21 protein-coding genes are annotated in these 21,898 nt (G+C 57.9%); 12 read left to right on the forward strand and 9 right to left on the reverse strand.

The genetic code is table 11. The annotated features are described in order from the left end of the window. Positions 1–169 precede the first annotated feature (169 nt). The 4 genes from ACTJJ1_RS00095 to modE all read right to left on the reverse strand — a co-directional run bounded on the left by ACTJJ1_RS00095 (position 170) and on the right by modE (position 4,201). Positions 170–988, reverse strand: a complete 819-nt coding sequence (locus ACTJJ1_RS00095) for a lysostaphin resistance A-like protein (protein ID WP_440831895.1) — start codon at positions 986–988, stop codon at positions 170–172. A gap of 154 nt (positions 989–1,142) precedes the next feature. After that, positions 1,143–1,715, reverse strand: coding sequence for a cysteine hydrolase family protein (locus tag ACTJJ1_RS00100; RefSeq protein ID WP_004941837.1), 573 nt, complete (start codon positions 1,713–1,715; stop codon positions 1,143–1,145). 131 nt (positions 1,716–1,846) lie between these two features. Further along, positions 1,847–3,319, reverse strand: coding sequence for a molybdate ABC transporter ATP-binding protein ModF (modF, locus tag ACTJJ1_RS00105; protein WP_004941839.1), 1,473 nt, complete (start codon positions 3,317–3,319; stop codon positions 1,847–1,849). A gap of 90 nt (positions 3,320–3,409) precedes the next feature. After that, positions 3,410–4,201 carry a molybdenum-dependent transcriptional regulator gene (gene modE / locus ACTJJ1_RS00110; protein ID WP_004941841.1) on the reverse strand — a complete coding sequence of 264 codons (792 nt, stop codon included), beginning with the start codon at positions 4,199–4,201 and terminating at the stop codon, positions 3,410–3,412. Positions 4,202–4,391: 190 nt separating this feature from the next. Here modE and ACTJJ1_RS00115 point away from each other — a divergent pair, with 190 nt between their 5' ends. The 4 genes from ACTJJ1_RS00115 to modC all read left to right on the forward strand — a co-directional run bounded on the left by ACTJJ1_RS00115 (position 4,392) and on the right by modC (position 7,230). Then, entirely contained in the window at positions 4,392–4,541 is a 150-nt protein-coding gene (locus tag ACTJJ1_RS00115) for an AcrZ family multidrug efflux pump-associated protein (protein WP_004941845.1), read from the forward strand. Positions 4,542–4,702: 161 nt separating this feature from the next. Continuing rightward, the gene (modA, locus tag ACTJJ1_RS00120) at positions 4,703–5,476 is read left to right on the forward strand and encodes a molybdate ABC transporter substrate-binding protein (protein ID WP_004941848.1); all 774 of its coding nucleotides are present in this window, start codon (positions 4,703–4,705) and stop codon (positions 5,474–5,476) included. After that, complete coding sequence (gene modB, locus ACTJJ1_RS00125; RefSeq protein ID WP_004941851.1) at positions 5,473–6,162, forward strand: molybdate ABC transporter permease subunit; 690 nt, start codon at positions 5,473–5,475, stop codon at positions 6,160–6,162. The genes modA and modB overlap by 4 nt, the downstream gene beginning before the upstream one ends. Then, on the forward strand, positions 6,163–7,230 hold the full coding sequence (gene modC, locus ACTJJ1_RS00130; RefSeq protein ID WP_062790492.1) for a molybdenum ABC transporter ATP-binding protein ModC: 1,068 nt from the start codon (positions 6,163–6,165) through the stop codon (positions 7,228–7,230). A 32-nt stretch (positions 7,231–7,262) separates the two neighbouring features. Here modC and ACTJJ1_RS00135 read toward each other — a convergent pair whose 3' ends face one another. After that, positions 7,263–8,087, reverse strand: a complete 825-nt coding sequence (locus tag ACTJJ1_RS00135) for a pyridoxal phosphatase (RefSeq protein ID WP_440831900.1) — start codon at positions 8,085–8,087, stop codon at positions 7,263–7,265. 178 nt (positions 8,088–8,265) lie between these two features. On the opposite strand from ACTJJ1_RS00135, the gene pgl reads away from it, so the two are divergent. Next, a complete protein-coding gene (pgl, locus tag ACTJJ1_RS00140; RefSeq protein ID WP_440831902.1) occupies positions 8,266–9,261 on the forward strand; it encodes a 6-phosphogluconolactonase in 996 nt (331 codons plus the stop codon). 251 nt (positions 9,262–9,512) lie between these two features. Here the strand turns inward: pgl and ACTJJ1_RS00145 are convergent, their stop codons facing one another. Further along, complete coding sequence (locus tag ACTJJ1_RS00145) at positions 9,513–9,995, reverse strand: kinase inhibitor (RefSeq protein WP_006324150.1); 483 nt, start codon at positions 9,993–9,995, stop codon at positions 9,513–9,515. 165 nt (positions 9,996–10,160) lie between these two features. On the opposite strand from ACTJJ1_RS00145, the gene ACTJJ1_RS00150 reads away from it, so the two are divergent. Continuing rightward, positions 10,161–10,562, forward strand: a complete 402-nt coding sequence (locus tag ACTJJ1_RS00150) for a YkvA family protein (RefSeq protein ID WP_004941868.1) — start codon at positions 10,161–10,163, stop codon at positions 10,560–10,562. Between the two features lie 4 nt (positions 10,563–10,566). Here ACTJJ1_RS00150 and bioA read toward each other — a convergent pair whose 3' ends face one another. After that, on the reverse strand, positions 10,567–11,841 hold the full coding sequence (gene bioA, locus ACTJJ1_RS00155; RefSeq protein ID WP_440831904.1) for an adenosylmethionine--8-amino-7-oxononanoate transaminase: 1,275 nt from the start codon (positions 11,839–11,841) through the stop codon (positions 10,567–10,569). Between the two features lie 90 nt (positions 11,842–11,931). Here bioA and bioB point away from each other — a divergent pair, with 90 nt between their 5' ends. The 4 genes from bioB to bioD are packed head-to-tail and all read left to right on the forward strand — an operon-like array spanning position 11,932 to position 15,544. Then, entirely contained in the window at positions 11,932–12,969 is a 1,038-nt protein-coding gene (gene bioB / locus ACTJJ1_RS00160) for a biotin synthase BioB (protein ID WP_004941874.1), read from the forward strand. Further along, positions 12,969–14,120, forward strand: coding sequence for an 8-amino-7-oxononanoate synthase (gene bioF / locus ACTJJ1_RS00165; RefSeq protein WP_440831907.1), 1,152 nt, complete (start codon positions 12,969–12,971; stop codon positions 14,118–14,120). The genes bioB and bioF overlap by 1 nt, the downstream gene beginning before the upstream one ends. Beyond that, positions 14,104–14,871, forward strand: a complete 768-nt coding sequence (gene bioC / locus ACTJJ1_RS00170) for a malonyl-ACP O-methyltransferase BioC (protein WP_440831908.1) — start codon at positions 14,104–14,106, stop codon at positions 14,869–14,871. The genes bioF and bioC overlap by 17 nt, the downstream gene beginning before the upstream one ends. Next, positions 14,864–15,544, forward strand: coding sequence for a dethiobiotin synthase (gene bioD / locus ACTJJ1_RS00175; protein WP_440831910.1), 681 nt, complete (start codon positions 14,864–14,866; stop codon positions 15,542–15,544). Before bioC ends, bioD begins: the two co-directional genes overlap by 8 nt. A gap of 59 nt (positions 15,545–15,603) precedes the next feature. Here bioD and ACTJJ1_RS00180 read toward each other — a convergent pair whose 3' ends face one another. After that, complete coding sequence (locus ACTJJ1_RS00180; RefSeq protein ID WP_440831912.1) at positions 15,604–17,250, reverse strand: hypothetical protein; 1,647 nt, start codon at positions 17,248–17,250, stop codon at positions 15,604–15,606. A gap of 172 nt (positions 17,251–17,422) precedes the next feature. After that, a complete protein-coding gene (locus tag ACTJJ1_RS00185) occupies positions 17,423–18,133 on the reverse strand; it encodes an ATP-binding cassette domain-containing protein (RefSeq protein WP_004941886.1) in 711 nt (236 codons plus the stop codon). Between the two features lie 1,317 nt (positions 18,134–19,450). Between ACTJJ1_RS00185 and uvrB the strand changes: the two genes are divergently transcribed. Both uvrB and ACTJJ1_RS00195 read left to right on the forward strand, forming a co-directional pair. Further along, positions 19,451–21,463 (forward strand): excinuclease ABC subunit UvrB, encoded by a 2,013-nt coding sequence (uvrB, locus tag ACTJJ1_RS00190; RefSeq protein WP_440831914.1) that lies wholly within the window; start codon positions 19,451–19,453, stop codon positions 21,461–21,463. A gap of 167 nt (positions 21,464–21,630) precedes the next feature. After that, a complete protein-coding gene (locus ACTJJ1_RS00195) occupies positions 21,631–21,888 on the forward strand; it encodes a VF530 family DNA-binding protein (protein WP_004941892.1) in 258 nt (85 codons plus the stop codon). Positions 21,889–21,898: the final 10 nt, after the last annotated feature.

Raw genomic sequence — 21,898 nt, forward strand, 5'->3', positions numbered from 1 at the left:
AGTAAAAAGGTGATCCAGAGCGAAAAATGGAATCGTTTACACTTGAGGCAGCAATAAGGAACACAGGCAGTACGGCAGAGGGTTTAGGACAGAGAAAGCAGGGCAATAAGTTGGATGATAGCGTTTTCATCCATAGCGCCGGCAGAAGGGCTCCTGCCGGCTGAGAAGGTCAGGGATGTTGATACACTGGATAAGTGAATAACAGCAGGTGCGTCAGATTAAGCCCAAAATGGAACAGGATCGGCACCCACAGGCGGCCGCTCCACATCCACGCCAGGCCGTAAATCAACCCGGCGAGCGTGGCGAATGCCACCATCAGCATGCCGCCGGCCAGGTGCGCGGCACCAAACACCAGTGCTGCGATAATCAATGCGGGCCAGGCGCCCAGCCACTGGCTGAGACGTTGCTGCAGATAACCGCGAAACAGTGCTTCTTCCGCCATACAGACAAAGAACAGATTGGCCATCACAAACGCCAGGATCCAGTCCGGTGCGTGCGGCTCAATCTTCAGGCCACCGAGGGCTAAGGCCAGCAGCAGTAAGGCAGGCACTGCCAGTATCAGCGCGATCCAACCGGTTTTACCGGCGCTTTTACCGGTTTCAGCGGCAAACAACGTCGGCAGGCAGGCGAACAGCAGGAATGGCACCATCGCTTTGTCGAAATTGTAATACATGGTGAACGGCGCGCTGAGCGGGCCGGGTTTTTCACCGTCGATCATCAACTGGTTATGGAACCCCGGCACCAGGTGCAGGAATAGCGCCACGCAGCTTGCCATCACCAACACTTCCAGCAGCCCCGCCAGATTACGTTGGGCGCGGAAATGGTGCCGCAGGCCCGCCAAAGCGACAATGACCAACACACAGCCCAGACTCAGCGGGGTCAACACCCCGTGGTACATCCCCATGCCCGCCGATGCGGCCAGAACCAACCAGGCAATCAGCCGGTTAAATGGCAAAAAGAATAACGAAATCGAAAGTACGCCCCACATAACTCTATCCCTTTAAAATATGCACACGGCGCTCAATGCCTGTGCGGCGTGTGAGTATGGCGAAGTTGAACGCTATGACGAATAGTAACATAGAGAGGTTACAGCAAAGGTCCGGACAGTGATCTGAAGCGAGCTTATTCGGCAACTGTCTGATTTACCCTTTCATCCAGGCCTGCGAACGGGTGATTTCCGCCAGGTTTTGCAAAATATCCAGGCTTTGCTGGTGTATCTCCTCGCTCGGCGCCGCGCACAAATCCTGCAATACGGTAACCTGAAAACCTGCGTCGTGAGCCTGCCGCGCGGTGCTTTCAATCGCCAGTGGGGTGCTGACGCCTCCCAGCAATAGGTGATGGCAACGATGCTGCTGCAACCAGGCTAACAAATTGTTACCGGCAAAAGCGGAAACGGCGTTCTTTTCGAACTGAAAATCCACCGGCAACACCTGTAAAGCCTTGTCCCATTGGCAACCGGGGCTGCTCAAACGCAGAGCGCCGATCTGCTTAAGGTGGTTGAACAGCGGAGAATGGGGCGGGATATCGTGATAATCGTCGGCAAAACCCACGCGCACCCAAATCACCGGAATTTTGCGTACCCGCGCATAGGCCGCAGCGACATTGGTGTTGGCAATCAGGTTATGCGCCACCACCTGTTCATGACAGTGATTCGCGCGCCCCTTGGGGCCAATCAGATCCTCGATCAGATCGATAATAATCAGTGCGGCGGACATAGCCTCTCCAAAAATGAATCCTTCATCCCTTTATGATAAAAGGCCCACTGAGATGTGTTACGCAGGAAGTGTTGCCGGATATGTCATCGGATGAGTGGCAGGGCCACCCCTCCGCAGGATTATCCAGAATGTCAGGCAAGCTGCTCCTGCTGATAGCGGTAACCGTCACCGTCGGGCAAGAAGCTCAGGCGGTGGGTAATGCACTGCGGCGCGTCTTCCGCATGGTGGGAAACAAACAGCAGTTGGGTAGCGCCCTGGCCGATCAGCACGTCGACAAAGCGGCGCACCAGTTGGCGATTGAGCGGATCCAGCCCCTGCAAAGGTTCGTCGAGGATCAGCAACGCCGGATGCTTGACCAGCGCACGGGCGATCAACGCCAGCCGCTGCTGGCCCCAGGACAGGCTGTGAAACGGCGTATCGCCGCGGGAGCCGCCCAACCCCAACAGCGCCAGCCATTGGTCGGCCAATTGCTGCTGCCGGTCAGACACGGCCTGATAGATGCCGATGGAGTCGAAAAATCCGGACAGGATCACGTTGCGTACGCTTGAGCTGACGCGGTAGTCCAGATGCAGGCTGCTGCTGACGTAGCCGATGTGGCGTTTGATATCCCAGATGGTTTCTCCGCTGCCGCGGCGGCGGCCGAACAGGGTAAGATCGTTGCTGTAACCTTGTGGATGATCGCCGGTGATCAGGCTGAGCAGGGTGGATTTACCGGCACCGTTAGGACCGACGATCTGCCAGTGCTCACCGGGGTTAACCTGCCAGTCGAGATGATTAAGGATGGGGCGATCGTTGTAACTGACCACCCCGTCATGCAGCACGATTAACGGTTGATCCGTCGGCAAGGGGGCTTTCTGGGCCGGATCCTCGGTTTCCGGCAGCGCCAGGCCATCCAGATTCTCGCTGTGCGCCAATTGCGCCACCAGCGCGTCCGCCATCACCTGTTGGCGCGTGCCCTGGCTTGCGAGAGTGCAATCTGCCAGCACCCCCACCTGCCGGATAAAGTCCGGCACCTCGTCAAAACGGTTGAGCACCAGTACCAGGGTATAGCCGTGCCCGGAGAGATCGTTCAGCAGCGCGGCCAATTGGGCGCGGGAATTCACGTCGAGCCCGTCGAAGGGTTCATCCAGGATCAGCAAGTCGGGCTGCGGCATTAACGCCCGGCACAGCAGGGTTTTGCGCGTTTCGCCCGTGGAAAGGTACTTAAAACGGCGCGTCAGCAGCGCAGTGATGCCAAACTGTGCGGCCAGTTGCGCGCAGCGTTCCGGGTCTTTCACTTCTTCTTGAATGATTTCCGCCGCGGTGCGGCCGGTGTCTTCTTCGCCGGGGCTGAGCAGGTCGGTATTGTTGCGTTGCCATTCGTCGCTGACCAGTTTTTGCAACTGTTCGAAGGAGATGCGCACCTGGCGGCTGAAATCGCTGCGGCGTTCGCCGCTCAGCAACACTAGCTCATCGGCCAACGCGCGCGCCAGGGCGGATTTTCCGCTGCCGTTGGCGCCGACAAAGGCCCAACTGTCGCCAGACCGAATCTCCAGCGCATCCAGCGTCAGGGTTCGGGTATCGCTTAAGCGAAATGAACCTTGCGAAATGTGCAACGATGACATTACCTATTCCTTATTGTGCAATTATTTGATTTAGAAATAGGCGTATTGGCGGGTGAAGTCAATCGGCAAAAACGCAACATTACGTTGCGTTTAGCACAACGTGGCGACAATCACCCGGTCGGCGTTGAACAGGGCGTGCACCGCGCTGCCGGGTTGCAATTTAAGCTGTTGCAGTTCCTGATTGGCTACCGTGGCGCACAGGGTTTCGCCGCCCGCCAACGTCACCAGCACTTCGCTGTGATCGGCGCCCGGCTGGATGTTGGCCACCACGCCCGCCAGCGCATTGTCCGCTGCCCCGACGAGGGCCGGATCGGTATTCAGCTTCACCCATGGCGCTTTAATCAGCGCCAATACTTCCTTGCCGGGGGCGAGCTGCAGCCGGTCGGCGCTTTGTTGGGTGAGAGCCGCGCTGAGACGGGTTGTTCCATCGCTCAGTAAAATCTCCAGATGCTGCTGAACCTGCCGGTGGTCGCGTTCGATGACGGTGCCGAAGAACTGATTACGCGCGCTGGTTTGCAGCGAAAAGCGGGAAATTGCCGCCAGCAGGCTGTCGAGCGGCAGGTTGTCTTGCTGCAATACGTCGAAGGCTTTTTGCTGGATTTGGCCCAGCAGATCGTATAATTGGATCAGCCGTTCACCGTAATGGGTGACCTGAGCGCCGCCGCCGCCTTTGCCGCCGGTGGCGCGTTCCACCACCGTTTGCTCCGCCAACTGGTTCATTTCGTTAATGGCGTCCCAGGCGCTTTTATAGCTGATGCCCGCCAGTTTCGCGCCTTGGCTGATGGAGCCGGTATGCCGGACCTGCTTGAGCAGCGCGATGCGGCGTGGATCGGCGAACAGTTTTTGCTGGAGTTTTAGAGTAAGGAGGATTTCGGCCTGCATAACGCGTCCTGTCGGCTGCAAAAGCCTTATTGTCGCCGATTTACCGGCAAAGCGCCAAAATGGCACGTTTGGCCGGTTACAAATTTCACCTGATGTTTAAAATAACTCCGTTTTAGCCGCTATTTTGGTTTAAAATGGCGCTACGTAGCGGTGTTCATTGCCGCTCAATGGGCAGTTAAGTGAGGCTACCATGTTGGAATTATTGAAAAGTTTGCTGTTCGCTGTGGTAATGGTGCCGGTGGTTATGGCGATCATTCTCGGCCTGATCTATGGTTTGGCGGAAGTGTTCAACATTTTCTCCAAAGTGGGCCGCTCGAAAGAAAACCGCACTCAGCACTGATCGTCAGCCATCCCCATCTCAACGCCCGTCGGCGCCGTTCGGCGGGTGTCTCAAGTTATGTCTTCCCCTGCCGATAAACCGCATGACAAGCTTCCGCACAACGTTATATTATTTTTTATATAACGAAGAGTGATATTGCACATTAACTTGCGGAGAACACCATGAAACAGCAATGGACTAAATGGGTCGGCGGTATTGTATTGGCATCCGGTATGGTCATGCAGGCGTCTGCGGCAGAGAAAATTACCGTTTTTGCGGCAGCATCGCTGACGAATGCGCTGCAGGATATCGCGACCCAGTATCAGAAAGGCAAGGATGTGCAGGTGGTTTCTTCATTTGCCTCTTCTTCAACGCTGGCACGCCAGATTGAGCAGGGCGCTCCGGCCGATCTGTTTATCTCCGCCGATCAGCAGTGGATGGACTACGCCATCGACAAACAGCAGATGGTTAAAGAGACGCGGTATACGCTGTTGGGCAACGAACTGGTGCTGATCGCCGCCAAAGACGGCAAACAGGATAAAATTACGCTTAACAAACAGACCGACTGGGCGAAACTGTTGAATGGCGGCCGCCTGGCGGTGGGCGATCCGGACCACGTACCGGCGGGGATCTACGCCAAAGAAGCCTTGCAGAATCTCGGCGTCTGGACCGCGCTGGAGCCTAAACTGGCGCGGGCCAACAACGTACGCAGCGCAATGGCGCTGGTGGAGCGCGGCGAAGCGCCGTTGGGCATTGTTTATGGCTCAGATGCGGTAGCCAGTGATAAAGTCAGCGTGGTGGGCGTCTTCCCGGAAGACAGCCACAAACCGGTTGAATACCCGATGGCGTTGGTTAAAGGCCATCAAACACCGGCCGTCAGCGCTTTTTATAACTATCTGAAAAGCCCGGAAGCGGCGGCTATTTTTCACCATTATGGATTCTCCCCGCGTAAATGATTCTGAGTGAGTACGAGTGGCAGGCCGTTGAACTGAGCCTGAAAGTGTCCGCCGTGGCGGTAGTTTGCAGCTTGCCTTTCGGCATTCTGATGGCCTGGATCCTGGTGCGTTGCCGTTTCCCCGGCAAATCGCTGCTGGACAGTATTATCCACCTGCCGCTGGTGCTGCCGCCGGTGGTGGTCGGCTATATACTGCTGATCGCCATGGGGCGGCGCGGGGTGATTGGCGAATGGCTGTATGACTGGTTCGGTTTCAGTTTCAGCTTTAGCTGGCGCGGTGCGGCGTTGGCGTCCGCCGTGGTGGCGTTTCCGCTGATGGTGCGCGCCATCCGGCTGGCGCTGGAGGCGGTGGATACCCGCCTCGAACAGGCTGCCCGCACTCTGGGTGCCAATCCGTGGCGGGTGTTTTTCACCATTACGCTGCCGCTGTCGCTGCCTGGGGTCATCGTCGGTGTGGTGCTGGGGTTCGCCCGCTCGCTGGGGGAGTTCGGTGCCACCATTACCTTTGTATCCAATATTCCCGGCGAAACGCGCACCATTCCGCTGGCGATGTATACCCTGATTGAAACGCCGGGGGCGGAAGCCGCCGCCGCGCGTCTGTGCGTCATTGCCATAGCGTTGTCGCTGGTTTCACTGATGGTTTCCGAGTGGCTGGCCCGCTGGGGCCGCAAACGGATGGGTATCTAAATGCTGGAGCTGGATTTTTCCCAACGCCTCGGCGATCTCAACCTCAACGTGCGCGCGGATCTGCCCGCCCAGGGCATTACCGCCATTTTTGGCCTGTCCGGTGCCGGTAAAACCTCCTTAATCAACGCCATCGGCGGCCTGACGCGTTTGCAACAGGGGCGCATAGCGCTCAATGGTCGCACGCTGGCGGATACCGCCAGTGGCTTGTGCCTGCCGCCGGAAAAACGCCGCATCGGCTACGTATTTCAGGACGCGCGTCTGTTCCCGCATTACCGGGTGCGCGGCAACCTGCAATACGGCATGGCGGCCGGCATGCGCTCGCAGTTCGACGGCATCGTTGAGCTGTTGGGCATCGGCCCCTTGCTCAACCGCCTGCCGCTGACCTTGTCCGGCGGTGAAAAACAACGGGTGGCGATTGGTCGCGCCTTGCTGACCGCCCCGGAACTGCTGTTGATGGACGAACCGCTGGCGTCGCTGGATCTGCCGCGCAAGCGCGAACTGTTGCCGTACCTGGAGCGGCTGGCGCAGGACGTCAATATCCCGATTCTCTACGTCAGCCACAGCATGGACGAAATCCTGCGTCTGGCGGAACAGGTGATGGTGCTGGATAACGGCCAGGTGCGGGCATTCGGCGGGCTGGAAGAGGTTTGGGCCAGCAGCGCGCTGCGGCCCTGGTTGCAGCGGGAAGATCAAAGCAGCGTGTTGCGCGTCAGCGTGATCGAACATCACTCCCGCTATGCCATGACCGCCCTGGCGTTGGGTGATCAACGCCTGTGGGTCAGCGGTGTCGATGCCCCATTGGGGGCGCAACTGCGTATCCGCATCAATGCCGCTGACGTTTCGCTGATCTTGCAGCCGCCGGTTAACAGCAGCATTCGCAACGTCTTGCCGGCCAAGGTGACCGAGTGTCTGGAGGCCGACGGGCAAGTGGAAGTGAAGCTGGCGGTGGGGGAAAGCGTTCTGTGGGCGCGCATTACGCCGTGGGCGCGTGACGAGCTGGCGATCCGGCCGGGGCAGTGGCTGTATGCGCAGGTGAAAAGCGTGTCGATCAGCCGCGAGGCGCGCTGAATACGGCCCTCCCGCAGGGGAGGGCGAAGGGGTTACTGGCCCAGCACTCGCGTGCGGATCACGTCGGCGATGCCTGGCTGCAGGTGATCGGCGATCACCAGATCGGCGCGCTGTTTGATAGCGTCATCGGCGTTACCCATGGCTACGCCCAGACCGGCCGCTTCCAGCATGCTGAGATCGTTGTAGTTATCCCCGAAGGCCACCACCTGATCCATGCTCAGCCCCTGAGACTCGACCCACTGTTGCAGGCGTTTGCCCTTGCTGTTGCCGCCCTTGGCGATATCTACCTGATCGTGCCATGACCATTCGCACGCCAGCCCCAGCTCTTTTTCCACCGTTTCGGCGAAGCTGCGCAGCGCGGGAATATCGTCGTGCGAGGTCGCGAATTTCCAGATCGACTGCACCTCGTCCACCGCCTGAACCAGATTGTTGACGTGAAGCAACGTCGGGCGTTGCGCCGGGGGCAGGGTTTCCGCCCAGGCCAGCGAGCGGGTGATGTGGCCGCTGGTGTCCTGATACAGCATGGCGTCGTCCACATACATCAGGCCGTGAATGCCGCTTTGTTTCAGCATTTGCAGCACCAACCTGGCCTGCTCTTTTTGCAGTGGATCGGCAGCCAACACCTTTTTCTGTTGGAAGTCATACAGATAGGTGCCGTTGCAGCAGATCGCCGGCGTGTCTATTTCCAGCGCCTGATAGAACGGGTGGATCGCCACATGATGGCGGCCTGTGGCCACCACCACTTTGATACCGGCGGCGCGTGCTTCAGCCAGGGCCGCCAGCGACTGCGGCAAAATGCGTTTTTGGTTGTCCAGCAGGGTGCCGTCCAGATCGAGGGCAATGACGCGGTAGCTCATAGGGATCTCATTATCGTTAGCAAGAAAACTAACCCGATGGTACACCGGATAAGCGATGGATAAAACTGTACAGATTTCATCTGCAACCCGGGGTTGTTATGTCACCGATGTGAGGTAAGCTAGGGGAAACCGAAAAACCTGAAACCGGTTTCTCTTTTACTCTCTTCAAGGAGAACACATGAAGCAAATCGTTTATGTCGCCAGCCCGGAAAGCCAGCAAATCCACGTGTGGCAGTTAAATGACACCGGCGTACTGGAGCTGCTGCAGACCGTCGACGTACCGGGCCAGGTACAACCTATGGCGATCCACCCGGATAGAACCCACCTGTACGTTGGCGTGCGCCCGGCCTTCGGTATCGTCAGCTACCGCATTGAGGCGGACGGCAAACTGCAACAGGCCGGTATGGCGCCGCTGCCGGGCAGCCCGACGCATATTTCCACCGATTTGCAGGGCCGCTATCTGTTCTCCGCTTCCTACAGCGGCAACTGCGCCAGCGTCAGCCCGATCGGCCATGACGGCGTGGTAGGGGCCCCCCTTCAGCAGATCGACGGTTTAACCGCGCCGCACTCGGCCAATATCGACCCGACCAATCAGTTGCTGTTGGTACCTTGCCTGAAAGAAGATCGCATCCGCCTCTTCAACCTGAGTCAGGAAGGCAAACTGACGCCGCACGTACAGGACGCGGTGGCTACCGCAACCGGCGCAGGCCCGCGTCATATGGCGTTCCACCACAATGACAACTATGCCTACTGCGTGAACGAGCTGGACGGCACGGTAGATGTGTTCGTCATCACTGAAAACGGCAGCAAATACACCCTGACGCAGACGGTGAATATCATGCCGGACGATTTCGACGGCACCCGCTGGGCGGCGGATATCCACATCACGCCAAATGGCCGCTTCCTGTACACCAGCGACCGCACTGCGAGCATCCTGACGATTTTCAGAGTGTCCGAAGACGGCAGCACCCTGTCGCCGGTCGGCCATCATCCGATCGAAGAGCAACCACGCGGTTTCAACATCGACCACAGCGGCCGCTTCGTGATTGCCGCAGGTCAGAAATCCGATCATATCGGCGTCTATGAAATCGATCAAACCAACGGCAAATTGACCACGCTGGCGCGTTATCCGGTGGGGAAAGGCCCGATGTGGGTGAGCGTGTTAGCCAAGTAATTAATACCCGTCGCCTTTCAAGCTGCAGCGTTGTTACCTGCACTCGGTTATTCGGCCCATCCGTGGGCCGAACCCCTTCGGGGCCGCTGCAAGCAGCGTTCAAATCTGCTCCCGGCAGATTTGTCACCCCAGTCACTTACTTGAGTAAGCGCCTGGGGATGAGCGAGCTGGGCGCCTAGCTGCAACTTGAAATCCATAGGGTATGAATTATTGGAAAGTAGGCTCGAAAGAGCCTTTTATTTGCCAAAGAATCAGCTGTACTTCACCGTCAGCGTGGCGCTGCCAAGGCTGTGGAAGTGCACGTTAAAGCCGACCAGCGCGCCGCTGGAACCTTCATCCACCTCAATGCTCTCAACGTCCAATGCATGAATCGTGAAGTGATAGCGATGGCTTTCACCCTGCGGAGGGGCCGCGCCGCCGTAGCCGGCTGAACCAAAATCGGTGCGGGTCTGGATAGCGCCGGCCGGCAGACCGCCTTTGCCGGAGCCTGCACCCTGCGGCAGTTCACGCGTCTGCGCCGGGATATTGGCCACCACCCAGTGCCACCAGCCTGAGCCGGTCGGGGCATCGGGATCGTACACCGACATCACGAAGCTCTTGGTGCCTTCCGGCACGCCATCCCAGGCCAGATGCGGCGACAGGTTATCGCCCTGATAGCCCATGCCGTTAAACACCTGACGCTCCGGCATTTTCGCGCCGTCTTGCAGATCGTTGCTGTACAAACGAAAGCTCATAATGACCCCATGGGTCGGTAAAAGCTGAATGCCTAAGCTAGATCTTTTTGGCTCGATAACACAAGCGTCATTGCATCTCGCCAGCCGCCTCATCTATGAGTTATCCTCGTTAACGCTGAAGCTACATACGTGACATCAATAATTCACAGATCGATAAAAGTAATCATGATTTCATTCAAAAAACGCACGCCGTGGTTTGGTTGGCTGCGCCGCTGGGCCAAGGGCATCAAGCGCGACATTTATGCGCTGTGGCTGGCGGCCCGCGATCGGCGCACTCCCTGGTATGCCAAATTGATCGCCCTGCTGGTGGCGGGTTATGCGGTGTCGCCTATCGATTTGATCCCGGACTTTATCCCGGTGCTGGGCTATCTGGACGACGTGATCATCGTGCCGTTGGGCATCATGCTGGCGGTACGCCTGATCCCCCAGCCGCTGATGGCGGAACTGCGGGAGAAGGCGCAACGGCGTATCGATAATCCCACCGGCCGCATGGCGGCGGTGATGATCATTTTATTGTGGGTGCTGTGTCTGGTGTTGCTGGCCCGCTATCTGGACCAGCATTGGTAAGCCGTTAGCTCGCCGCTGCGGCCACGGCGGCGGTCAACCGGCTGAGCTGTTCGGGCTGAATGATGTAAGGCGGCATCAGGTAAATCAGCTTGCCGAATGGCCGGATCCACACTCCGCGCTCGACAAAACCGCGCTGCAACTGTGCCACGTCAACCGGTTCGCGCATTTCCACCACGCCAATCGCCCCCAGCACTCGCACATCCGCCACTTTTGGCCGCGACAGGAGCGGCAAAAGCTGCTGTTTTAGCTGCGTTTCGATGGCGGCGACCTGCTGCTGCCAATGGTTCTCCGCCAACAGCGACAGGCTGGCTTCGGCCACCGCGCAGGCCAGCGGGTTTCCCATAAAGGTCGGCCCGTGCATAAAGCAGCCCGCCGCGCCATTGCTGATGGTTTCCGCTACGTGGCGGGTGGTCAGAGTGGCCGACAGCGTCATATAACCGCCGGTCAGCGCCTTGCCCAGGCAGAGAATATCCGGTACCACCTCCGCGTGCTCACAGGCGAACAGCTTGCCGGTGCGGCCAAATCCGGTGGCGATTTCATCGGCAATCAGCAGTATCCGATGCTGGTCACACAGCTCGCGCACCCGCTTGAGGTAGGTGGGGTGGTAAATGCGCATCCCTCCTGCGCCTTGCACCACCGGCTCCAGAATCACTGCGGCGATCTCCCCGGCGTGCTGTTCCAGCAGCGTGGCGAACGGCGCAATGTCGTTTTCATTCCAGGGTTCATCAAAACGGCACTGCGGCGCGGTGGCGAACAGGTGCGGCGCGAGATAGCCCTGATACAGACTGTGCATCGAGTTGTCCGGATCGCACACCGACATCGCACCGAAGGTATCGCCGTGATAGCCGTGACGCAGGGTCAGAATACGTTGCCGCCGTTCCCCACGCGCCTGCCAGTATTGCAGCGCCATCTTCAGCGCCACTTCGACGGCCACCGAGCCGGAATCCGCCAGAAAAACGCATTGCAGCGCCTCCGGCGTCATCTCCACCAGCCTGCGGCACAGCGCGATAGCGGCAGGATGGGTGATACCGCCGAACATCACGTGCGACATTTTTTCCAGTTGCCGGGTGGCGGCCAGGTTCAACTGCGGATGGTTATAGCCGTGGATCGCAGCCCACCAGGACGACATGCCGTCTACCAGGCGCCGGCCGTCGGCCAATTGCAGCTCGACGCCGCTGGCGGCCTCTACCGGATAGCAGGGCAACGGATGGCTCATGGAGGTGTACGGGTGCCAGATATGGCGCTGGTCGAATTCAAGGTCGGAGGCGCTGATAGACATACTTGTAAACCAAATCATATTCGTAATGGTTGACAGTATATCCACAATATCTACACTGACGACACTTTTTTCATTTTTGGAGACGCCGTGATGGCCGATCGCATTCACTGGACAGTAGGTCTCGCCCAGACCTTGTTTGATAAACCGTTACTTGAGCTGTTGTTTGAAGCCCAGACCGTTCACCGCCGGCATTTTGACCCGCGCCAGGTGCAGGTGAGCACGCTGTTATCAATCAAAACCGGCGCCTGTCCGGAAGACTGCAAATACTGCCCGCAAAGTTCGCGCTACAAAACCGGTCTTGAGACGGAGCGGCTGATGCAGGTGGAACAGGTACTGGAATCGGCGCGCAAGGCCAAAGCGAATGGATCGACCCGCTTCTGCATGGGGGCGGCGTGGAAGAACCCGCACGAGCGCGATATGCCCTATCTGCAACAGATGGTGCAGGGGGTGAAGGCGATGGGCATGGAAACCTGCATGACGCTGGGCACGCTTGACCACACCCAGGCAGAACGGCTGGCGGACGCCGGGCTGGATTATTACAACCACAACCTGGACACCTCGCCGGAATTTTACGGCAACATCATCACCACCCGCAGCTATCAGGAACGCCTGGATACGCTGGACAAGGTGCGCGGGGCAGGCATTAAAGTCTGTTCCGGCGGTATCGTCGGGCTGGGTGAGACGGTGCGTGACCGCGCCGGGCTGCTGGTGCAACTGGCTAACCTGCCGACACCGCCGGAGAGCGTGCCGATCAACATGCTGGTGAAGGTAAAAGGCACGCCGTTGGCGGATAACGATGACGTCGATCCGTTCGATTTCATCCGCACCATCGCGGTGGCGCGCATCATGATGCCGGCCTCTTACGTCCGCCTTTCCGCCGGTCGCGAACAAATGAACGAGCAAACTCAGGCTATGTGCTTTATGGCCGGCGCCAACTCCATCTTCTATGGCTGCAAACTGTTGACCACGCCAAACCCGGAAGAAGACAAAGATCTGCAACTGTTCCGCAAGCTGGGCCTCAACCCGCAGCAGACCGAAACCGAGCACGGCGACAACCAGCAGCAACAGGTACTGGCGGAGCAACTGCTGCATGCCGATACCGCTGAGTTTTACAACGCGGCGCTGTAATGAGCTGGCAACAACGTATTGAACAGGCGCTGGAGGAGCGGTGGCAGAATGCCGCTTACCGTCATCGCCAGGTGAACCAGGGCGGCAATGGCCGCCATATTCAGCTGGGTGGCGAGCGCTACCTGAACTTTTCCGGCAACGACTATCTTGGCCTGAGCCAGGATCCGCAGGTGATCGCCGCCTGGCAGCAGGGCGCTCGGCAGTATGGCGTCGGCAGCGGCGGCTCCGGGCACGTCACCGGGTTCTGTGCGGCGCATCAGGCGCTGGAACAGCAACTGGCGGAGTGGCTCGGTTACCCGCGTGCGCTGCTGTTTATCTCCGGCTATGCCGCCAATCAGGCATTGCTGGCGGCGCTGATGCAGGCGGACGATCGCATCTTGGCGGACAGGCTCAGCCACGCGTCGCTGCTGGAGGCGGCCGCCCATTCACCTGCACAGCTGCGGCGTTTTCGCCACAATCAGCCGCAGGCGCTGGCCGGCCTGCTGGCAAAATCCTGCGGTGGCCAGATGCTGGCGGTGACCGAAGGGGTGTTCAGCATGGACGGCGACAGCGCCCCCCTGGCGGAGCTGCATCGCCTGACCCAAGCAGCGGGGGCCTGGCTGATGGTCGATGACGCGCACGGCATCGGCGTTCACGGCGAACAGGGGCGCGGCAGTTGCTGGCAGCAGGGCGTGCGGCCCGAACTGCTGGTGGTCACCTTTGGCAAAGCCTTTGGCGTCAGCGGCGCGGCGGTACTGTGCGACGAGGCTACGGCGGAATATCTGCTGCAGTTTGCCCGCCATTTGATTTACAGCACCGCCATGCCGCCGGCGCAGGCTTGCGCCTTGCAGACGGCGTTGCAGCGCATCCAGCAGGGGGACGAATTGCGCGCCCGGCTGCAGGACAATATTCAGCGCTTCCGGCAAGGTGCGGCCCAGTTGCCGTTAGCCCTGACGGCGTCGGTGACCGCCATTCAGCCGTTGCTGGTGGGCGACAACCAGCGCGCGCTCGATCTGGCACAGCAGCTGCGTGGCCAGGGGTTGTGGGTGAGCGCCATTCGCCCGCCAACGGTGCCGCCGGGCGGCGCGCGCCTGCGCATTACCCTGACGGCGGCGCATCAACCGCAGGATATCGATCGCCTGCTGGAGGTATTGCATGACGTCAGCCTTTGAGCCGGTCAACAAGCAGGCGGTCGCTTCGGCCTTCAGTCGTGCGGCGGGCAGTTATGATTCGGCGGCGGTACTGCAACGTGATGTTGGTGAGCGCTTGCTGGGGATGGGGGCGGAGCATCGGGGCGAACGGTTGCTCGACGCAGGCTGCGGCACCGGGCACTTCAGCCGCCGCTGGCGCGAATTGGGGAAGCAGGTTACCGCGCTCGATCTGGCGCCGGGCATGTTGGCATTCGCCCGCCAGCAGCAGGCTGCGGACCATTATCTGCTGGGGGATATCGAAAATGTGCCGCTGCCTGCGGCCGCGGTGGATATCTGTTTCAGCAGCCTGGTGGTGCAATGGTGCAGCGATTTGCCGCGCGCGTTGGCGGAGCTGTACCGCGTCACCCGGCCGGGGGGCCTGATTTTGTTTTCCACGCTGGCGGAAGGCTCGCTGGTAGAATTGGGCGCCGCCTGGCAGCAGGTAGACGGCGAGCGTCACGTGAACGACTTTCTGCCGTTGGCGCAGATCGACGCGGCCTGCGCCGGCTATCGCCACCTTCTGGAGACGGAGCGACAAACCTTGAACTACCCGGACGTGATGGCGCTGATGCGATCGCTCAAGGGGATCGGCGCCACCCATTTGCATCAGGGGCGCGAAGCCGGTTTGCTGTCCCGTCGGCGGCTTGCCGCTTTACAGGCTGCCTATCCACGCCGGGGCGGGCAATTCCCGCTCAGCTATCATCTGGTTTATGGAGTGATTTATCGTGATTAAGCGTTGGTTTGTCACCGGCACCGATACCGAGGTGGGCAAAACCGTGGCCAGCAGCGCCTTGTTGCAGGCGGCCAATTTGGCGGGGTATCGCACGGCCGGTTACAAGCCGGTTGCCTCCGGCAGTGACATGACGGTCGAGGGGCTGCGCAATGGCGACGCGCTGGCATTGCAGGCCAACAGCGCCGTGGCGCTAAGCTATGGCGAAGTAAACCCTTATGTGTTCGCCGAGCCGACCTCACCGCACATTGTCAGTGCCGACGAAGGGCGGCCAATCGAGCTGGCCCGGCTTTCCGCCGGCCTGCGTCACCTGGAGCAAAGGGCCGATTGGCTGTTGGTCGAAGGGGCTGGCGGTTGGTTTACGCCGCTGTCCGAGCAGCACACCTTCGCCGACTGGGTACAGCGGGAGCAACTGCCGGTGATCCTGGTGGTGGGGATCAAACTGGGTTGCATTAACCATGCCGTGCTGACCGCTCAGGCGATCCAGCAGGCGGGGTTGCAGCTTGCCGGGTGGATTGCCAACGACGTCACCGCACCGGGCCCCCGTCATCAGGAATATTTGGCTACGCTGCGCCGTATGCTGCCTGCGCCATGGCTGGGGGAGATCCCTCACCTGCCGCAACCTGAGCGGCAGGCGCTGGGGGCGTATCTGGATTTGAGCGTTTTATCCCACTGATCGTCGAGTCGTCCGTCCACGGCATTTACCGTGGACGGAGATAATGTGAATTGTCGTTTTCACATGGCAGTAACGCAGGCATTATCGAAGTACAGAACGCCATTTTTCGCCAAAGCGTACAAATTGAAAGACAAGATGACGTGGGTTGCCCAAACCGGCACTTTGCGTCTGTTGCTGTTAAAACGGTACTCTTTGAACTGAGCATAATCATTGGCGTTTAGGGTGCCATCCCAGGCGGCGGCATCAGATTTGGCGATGATCGACACGCCATTGCTTTCCGTTTCCTGAATGCAGGCATAGCGAAGCGTGGCAAATAAATTGCCGGACCCGCCATTCAGCGCTTTCAGAGTAAAGCAGGCGCCCAACTGTTCATATTGCGATACCGGAACAACCACCCTCAGACCGGCGTTTGAGTTGGTATTACCCAGCTTGGTCACCTTTAGCGCATTGCTGCCGTTAACGCCCGCGCCGGCTTCAATGGCGAGGGTAATGGCATCCGAAGTAAAAGGATCGCTGATGTTACCGCCGGAAACCTCCCAACCGAAGGGTTTGGTGCTGAATGCGAAACTGCCGTCCTTGATTTTATTATTATTCTCGGTAGTTAAAGTTTGAAGGCCTTTACCCCCGCCGCCGCCATCGAGCCGGCTGTTATTAATCACAAAGTCGCCAGTGCCGCCGAAATAACGCCCTGTCACGGTTCTGACACCATAAAATTTAACGTTTTCGACGATAATTCCACTGCTGCCCGCTTCGGCAAAAAAACAGTAATCTTTGGTCAGAGGGCCTTCCAGCGTAATAATCTCGCCTCCCTGAATAAGCAATGAGGCATTTTGGTTGGCGCTACAACGGAAGGGAAAATCAGTGAGTGGGCTATTTTCATTATTGAACTCGATATGGCAACCGTGCAGTTCGACGCTCCCTGCTTGCACATTCACAATAGCACCCGCGTAATCTATTGATGTACCGAAGAAACGAAAAGCGCCGTTCGGGTTCTGGTTGCCGATGGCCAGCCCTTGCGAATTACCGATAGTGCCACCAAAGAAGTTAATTCCCTCACCAAAGTTTTTAGCACCGGATTCAGCAGAGGGCATGTGCACGCATTCATGGCAGCGGATGATCTCACAGGCATAGTGATGCCCAATATAGGCGTTGGCGCCAAAATACATACCGTAATAAAAACCGGAGATATACAGGTTATTAACGGAAAAATTCCCCAGCAGGCTTTCTGGCGAGTCAAACAGGATCCCGTCGATAAAGTTGTATTCGACTTTTTCTTCATCGGCCACAGTAGGCGGTGTGGTTTTTTTCTTTGCACCGATCCCTTTGACGGTAAAGTTTTTTAAGATTGGCGCTGGTCGAATTGGGACACCATTATCCAATGCGAGGGCGGTTGTGTAGCAACGCATAAAGTAGTTGTGATCGCTTTCAGTGCCACTTGGAATTTTGGTGGTTATATTTACGCCGTTGCCGTCGATATAAACGAAGCCCACGTCGATATCGGTCTTGGGCGCTACCCATTCCTCAAAGGGCGCAGTGAATTTGACGATTGCCGGTCTTTTTAATGTGTCTTTAATGAAGGTTTGCGCTTTGATCAGCTCATCGCGTGACTTGACGTAAATACCCCCGATATCGAGACGTTCTTTTAGGGTCCAGATCTTAGTGTTCAGATCGCTATATTGAATAAACGCTGCGTCGTTATCGGCCATTGTCCACTCCTCGGTAAGGTCAATCAGGTATGAAAGTCCGTTGAGTATGGAAGGCGTGTTGACTCATTCACAGCAACGCGGGCTCTGTCCTGGCTGGTACAACACAGGAGCAGAGAAAGGGGATCAACCGGTTCGAAAGAGAGCTGGGGCGCAATACTCCGCGCCCCGCCAGTTACACTGCCAGATAGGCATTGATCAAGTCCTCGTCCAACTGCTCCAGCGTGCCGTTCGCCACGCTGCGGCCCTGATCCATCAGGCAAAAGCGATCCGCTACGCGGCGCACAAACGGCAATTTGTGTTCCACCAGCAGGATCGTCATGCCCAGTTCGCGGTTCAGTTTGCGGATCGCATTGCCGATATCGGCGGCGATCGAAGGCTGTACTCCGCTGGTCGGTTCGTCGAGGATCAGCAGCTCCGGCTCCAGCACCAGCGCACGGCCAATCGCCAGTTGCTGTTGCTCGCCATCGCACAAATCGCCGGCCCGGCGGCTGCGCATTTCCCGCAGGTTGGGGAACAGGCTGTAAATGAGCGGCGGAATGCGCCGGGTTTTGTCCCGGCCGGCCATCAGCGCCACCTGCAGGTTCTCCTCCACGCTGAGCTGCGAGAAGATTTGTCGCCCTTGCGGCACGTAACTGATGCCCAGCGCCGCCCGGTTTTCCATCGGCTGCTGCAGCAGATTTTGCGGGGGTTCGTCCGCCAATTGCCAGGTCATACTGCCGCTGACGACCGGCAAATGCCCCATAATGCAGTTGACCAACGTCGTTTTGCCCACGCCGTTACGGCCGATAAGCACCGTGCACTGGCCGCGCGGTAATTCCAGGTTAATATCCCACAGGGTATGATTTTGCCCGTAGAACTGGTTCACTGACCTTAAACTCAACATCCGGCACTCTCCTCAAAGACCCGTATTCCACTCGTGGATGTGTGCCCAAATGGGCACAGGCGTAACGCGTTCCTGCTAAAAACCACACCGATTTCACCGGCCGGCATCAGCGCAGGAACGGCCATCAAACGTCTACTTCCCTGCGTTATCCACTCCTTACTGCTTGAACCGCCTTGGCGGTTTCTTTCCCGAGTGTCTTAATGTCCAGAATAAAATGCTGCATGCCTACCTTTAACGAGGTAGTTACGGTTAAGGAAAAATAAACGATTTACAGCCAAAAATGGTTGTTAATGGCGTTTTATCAGCGTGTTTTCGCCTTTGTCGTGTCATTGCCAGTTATTTAGCCCCAGGCTAGCGCTGAACGTAGAGCAGCTAATCCTGCCGTACCGATGCGGATATTTCACCTGGTCTCACTTTTGCCGTTAAACGATTGCAACTCTCAGGCCAACTTTTAAAATCGGGGAAAAAAGGGGGAATGTTATTGTCTTGTTAACCGTTTGTCGGGTGTAGACTGGCCCAGCGGCCCGGCCAAAAATGCGGTGGAAAGTTAACGCGGACGATTTTTGCACTGTTGCAGTGCTGTGAGGAAAAGTGATGGTGCAAACTATTTCGCCGGTTGCGGCAAGATGCAGCACATGAGCGCAAAAATGGGATAAATGTGTTTTTGGCAATGGGGCTGTTTAGCATTAATCGGCATAAACAAAGCTAATTTTTTGTGAAAAAATAACTAAAAAAGCCGTTTCGGCGAGGAGAAACGGTAAAAAGCGTTCTTTCTGCAACTCCCGTCACGGGCGGGGCGGTGGGAGTTATCCACTATTCCTGTGGATAACCTTGTGCATTAGATTTAGAAAAGCGGTTTAAAGCGAGAGCGGGCGCGGGTTCTGTTCGCGTTGGCCGCATTGTCATCTTTTTATTAAATGTGTTTAATATCAATAAATTAACTAAAATCAAGCCACCAATGTATTGATGATGTGGCTATGTATGATTTTTGGCCGCAGTGCTATCAATAAGTTAATTTTTGACGGATTTTGGGGATAAATCAGTTATTGACAATAAAAATGTCACGCGACTGTAACCCTGTCGGTGCATCCGCGCCCCGCCGGCGCGCATTAGGCGGCGCTTTGCCATTGCGCGTCGCCACCGGGGTCAATGGCGGGCTACGCCATCTTGAGCAACGAATCGCTTGAAGCTGGTTTTATATCCAGTATCATAGGCACTGGCGAAAATCGCCGGGGCTTTCCATAATTAGGGGCCATTCGTCGAGCATCCGCTCCATGGCCGCCTGAGCGCGCGCATCTCCACAGGGTAGCCGAGTCAATGAGTAAAATTTTCAAACTGCATTCCGATTTCAAACCGGCCGGCGATCAGCCGGAAGCCATTCGCAAGCTGGAAGAGGGCCTGGAAGACGGCCTGGCGCATCAAACGCTGTTGGGCGTTACCGGTTCGGGCAAGACATTTACCATCGCCAACGTCATCGCCGATCTAAACCGGCCGACCATGGTACTGGCGCCAAACAAGACGCTGGCGGCGCAGCTGTATGGCGAGATGAAAGAGTTCTTCCCCGAGAATGCGGTTGAGTATTTTGTCTCGTATTACGACTACTACCAGCCGGAAGCCTATGTTCCCAGCTCCGACACCTTTATTGAAAAAGACTCCGCGGTGAACGAGCACATCGAACAAATGCGCCTTTCAGCCACCAAAGCGCTGCTGGAACGCCGCGACGTGGTGGTGGTGGCATCGGTGTCGGCAATCTACGGTCTGGGCGATCCGGAGCTGTATCTGAAAATGATGCTGCACCTGACCAAGGGCATGATCATCGATCAACGTTCGATCCTGCGGCGTTTGACGGAGCTGCAATATTCCCGCAACGATCAGGCTTTCCAGCGCGCCACCTTCCGCGTGCGCGGCGAGGTGATCGACATCTTCCCGGCGGAGTCGGACGAGCTGGCGCTGCGCATCGAGCTGTTTGATGAAGAAGTCGAGCGGCTTTCGCTGTTCGATCCGCTGACCGGCCAGATCGAGCAGGTGGTACAGCGCTTCACCATTTACCCGAAGTCGCACTACGTGACGCCGCGCGAGCGGATCCTGCAGGCGATGGAAGAGATCAAGGTGGATCTGGCCGAGCGGCGTAAAGTGCTGCTGGCCAACAACAAGCTGTTGGAAGAACAGCGCCTGACGCAGCGCACCCAGTTTGATCTGGAGATGATGAACGAGCTGGGCTACTGCTCCGGCATTGAAAACTATTCGCGCTATTTGTCCGGGCGCAGCGAGGGCGAGCCGCCACCGACGCTGTTTGACTACTTGCCGGCGGATGGCCTGCTGGTGGTCGATGAATCGCACGTCACCATTCCGCAAATCGGCGGTATGTACAAAGGCGATCGCTCGCGCAAGGAAACGCTGGTGGAATACGGCTTCCGCCTGCCGTCGGCGCTGGATAACCGCCCGATGCGCTTTGAAGAATTCGAAGCGCTGGCGCCGCAGACTATTTACGTGTCCGCCACGCCGGGCAAATATGAGCTGGAGAAGTCCGGCGACGACATTATCGATCAGGTCGTGCGGCCTACCGGGCTGCTGGATCCGATAGTGGAAGTGCGGCCGGTCACCACCCAGGTGGACGACCTGCTTTCCGAGATCCGCAAGCGGGTGGCAGTCAAGGAACGCGTGTTGGTTACCACCCTGACCAAGCGCATGGCGGAAGATCTGACCGAATACCTGGAAGAGCACGGCGAGCGCGTGCGCTATCTGCACTCGGACATCGATACCGTGGAACGCGTCGAGATCATTCGTGACCTGCGTCTGGGCGAGTTTGACGTGCTGGTGGGCATCAACCTGTTGCGTGAAGGGCTGGACATGCCTGAGGTGTCGCTGGTGGCGATTCTGGACGCAGACAAGGAAGGTTTCCTGCGTTCCGAACGCTCCCTGATCCAGACCATAGGTCGTGCGGCGCGTAATCTCAACGGCAAGGCAATCCTCTACGGCGACAGAATTACCGACTCGATGGCCAGGGCGATTGGCGAGACCGAGCGCCGCCGCGTCAAGCAGCAGGCGTTCAACGAAGAAAACGGCATCGTGCCTAAAGGCCTGAACAAGAAAGTGTCTGATATCCTGCAGTTGGGCCAGCCGGGCAACCGCAGCAAGCGCCGAGGGAAGGGCAAGGCCGCGGAAAGCGCCGCTCAGTATCAGCACCTGACGCCAAAAGCGCTGGATCAGAAAATCCGCGAGCTGGAAGCGCAGATGTATACCCACGCGCAGAACCTGGAGTTCGAGCTGGCCGCCGGTTTGCGTGACGAAATCCACCAGTTGCGCGAGCAGTTTATCGCCATCTTGTGAGCCGTTGGGGCGCCGTATTCGGTGCCCGCATCAAGGGGGGCGAATTTCTTCGCCCCCTACGGTGATGTGAACGCTGCGGTTTGAAAGACGAAGGGTATAAATTTCTTGTCGCCTGTGCCAAAGCTGATTATGGTGTGCGGCCAATTGACTAACGCGAGCCATAGACCATGACCGAACGCCCGTCCAAAGACCCGTTGCACGGCGTCACTCTGGAACAACTCTTAACTAAGCTGGTGGAGAGCTATGGCTGGTCAGGGTTGGCCGAACGCATTCGCATCAACTGCTTCAGCAGCGATCCCAGCATCAAATCCAGCCTGAAGTTTTTGCGCCGCACGCCTTGGGCGCGCAAGCAGGTGGAAGATCTCTATATCGATATGGTCAACAGCGCCGTCAGCGACAACCCGTGGCTGCGTGGGCGCGATTAACCGACCGCGA

Source organism: Serratia sp. 22264, assembly GCF_052045345.1.
GTDB classification, from domain to species: domain Bacteria; phylum Pseudomonadota; class Gammaproteobacteria; order Enterobacterales; family Enterobacteriaceae; genus Serratia; species Serratia plymuthica.

What these genes read in the sequence shown, in the direction of transcription:
- ACTJJ1_RS00195 (WP_004941892.1), top strand. Translation starts at nt 21,631, where the DNA reads ATGACCGAACGCCCGTCCAAAGACCCGTTGCACGGCGTCACTCTGGAA.
- modC (WP_062790492.1), top strand. Translation starts at nt 6,163, where the DNA reads ATGCTGGAGCTGGATTTTTCCCAACGCCTCGGCGATCTCAACCTCAAC.
- bioB (WP_004941874.1), top strand. Translation starts at nt 11,932, where the DNA reads ATGGCCGATCGCATTCACTGGACAGTAGGTCTCGCCCAGACCTTGTTT.
- modA (WP_004941848.1), top strand. Translation starts at nt 4,703, where the DNA reads ATGAAACAGCAATGGACTAAATGGGTCGGCGGTATTGTATTGGCATCC.
- pgl (WP_440831902.1), top strand. Translation starts at nt 8,266, where the DNA reads ATGAAGCAAATCGTTTATGTCGCCAGCCCGGAAAGCCAGCAAATCCAC.
- modB (WP_004941851.1), top strand. Translation starts at nt 5,473, where the DNA reads ATGATTCTGAGTGAGTACGAGTGGCAGGCCGTTGAACTGAGCCTGAAA.
- ACTJJ1_RS00150 (WP_004941868.1), top strand. Translation starts at nt 10,161, where the DNA reads ATGATTTCATTCAAAAAACGCACGCCGTGGTTTGGTTGGCTGCGCCGC.
- ACTJJ1_RS00135 (WP_440831900.1), bottom strand. Translation starts at nt 8,087, where the DNA reads ATGAGCTACCGCGTCATTGCCCTCGATCTGGACGGCACCCTGCTGGAC.
- uvrB (WP_440831914.1), top strand. Translation starts at nt 19,451, where the DNA reads ATGAGTAAAATTTTCAAACTGCATTCCGATTTCAAACCGGCCGGCGAT.
- ACTJJ1_RS00145 (WP_006324150.1), bottom strand. Translation starts at nt 9,995, where the DNA reads ATGAGCTTTCGTTTGTACAGCAACGATCTGCAAGACGGCGCGAAAATG.
- ACTJJ1_RS00185 (WP_004941886.1), bottom strand. Translation starts at nt 18,133, where the DNA reads ATGTTGAGTTTAAGGTCAGTGAACCAGTTCTACGGGCAAAATCATACC.
- ACTJJ1_RS00115 (WP_004941845.1), top strand. Translation starts at nt 4,392, where the DNA reads ATGTTGGAATTATTGAAAAGTTTGCTGTTCGCTGTGGTAATGGTGCCG.
- ACTJJ1_RS00100 (WP_004941837.1), bottom strand. Translation starts at nt 1,715, where the DNA reads ATGTCCGCCGCACTGATTATTATCGATCTGATCGAGGATCTGATTGGC.
- bioF (WP_440831907.1), top strand. Translation starts at nt 12,969, where the DNA reads ATGAGCTGGCAACAACGTATTGAACAGGCGCTGGAGGAGCGGTGGCAG.
- ACTJJ1_RS00180 (WP_440831912.1), bottom strand. Translation starts at nt 17,250, where the DNA reads ATGGCCGATAACGACGCAGCGTTTATTCAATATAGCGATCTGAACACT.
- modE (WP_004941841.1), bottom strand. Translation starts at nt 4,201, where the DNA reads ATGCAGGCCGAAATCCTCCTTACTCTAAAACTCCAGCAAAAACTGTTC.
- ACTJJ1_RS00095 (WP_440831895.1), bottom strand. Translation starts at nt 988, where the DNA reads ATGTGGGGCGTACTTTCGATTTCGTTATTCTTTTTGCCATTTAACCGG.
- bioA (WP_440831904.1), bottom strand. Translation starts at nt 11,841, where the DNA reads ATGTCTATCAGCGCCTCCGACCTTGAATTCGACCAGCGCCATATCTGG.
- bioC (WP_440831908.1), top strand. Translation starts at nt 14,104, where the DNA reads ATGACGTCAGCCTTTGAGCCGGTCAACAAGCAGGCGGTCGCTTCGGCC.
- modF (WP_004941839.1), bottom strand. Translation starts at nt 3,319, where the DNA reads ATGTCATCGTTGCACATTTCGCAAGGTTCATTTCGCTTAAGCGATACC.